The sequence below is a fragment of the Neobacillus drentensis genome (genome assembly GCF_036965425.1).
GTDB lineage: Bacteria > Bacillota > Bacilli > Bacillales > Cytobacillaceae > Neobacillus > Neobacillus drentensis_F.
On sequence record NZ_JBALPP010000108.1, the window covers coordinates 1 to 210 of the forward strand.

A 210-nucleotide genomic window follows, 5' to 3' on the forward strand; every position below is an offset into this window, starting at 1 on the left:
TCTGTACTAATAATTTCTATTCTTCCCATGATTGGACTGTTATCACTAATTTTAAGAAAAAAGGAGGAGGACTAATTTTGAAGTTAATTGGTTTTTTGGCGATAATTCCTTTTATTGGATTTCTTGGAGGGATTCCTTTTGTGAATAAAGTTAACCCATATATTTTGGGTATGCCCTTTATTCTTTTTTGGATTGTATTATGGGTGGTTA

General features: G+C 31.0%; 1 protein-coding gene. It reads left to right on the forward strand.

What is annotated here, in order from left to right; translation table 11 throughout:
• Nucleotides 1-77: 77 nt before the first annotated feature.
• Nucleotides 78-210 (forward strand): DUF3311 domain-containing protein (locus V7161_RS23480; protein WP_335715275.1); only part of this gene is annotated, 133 nt, incomplete at its 3' end.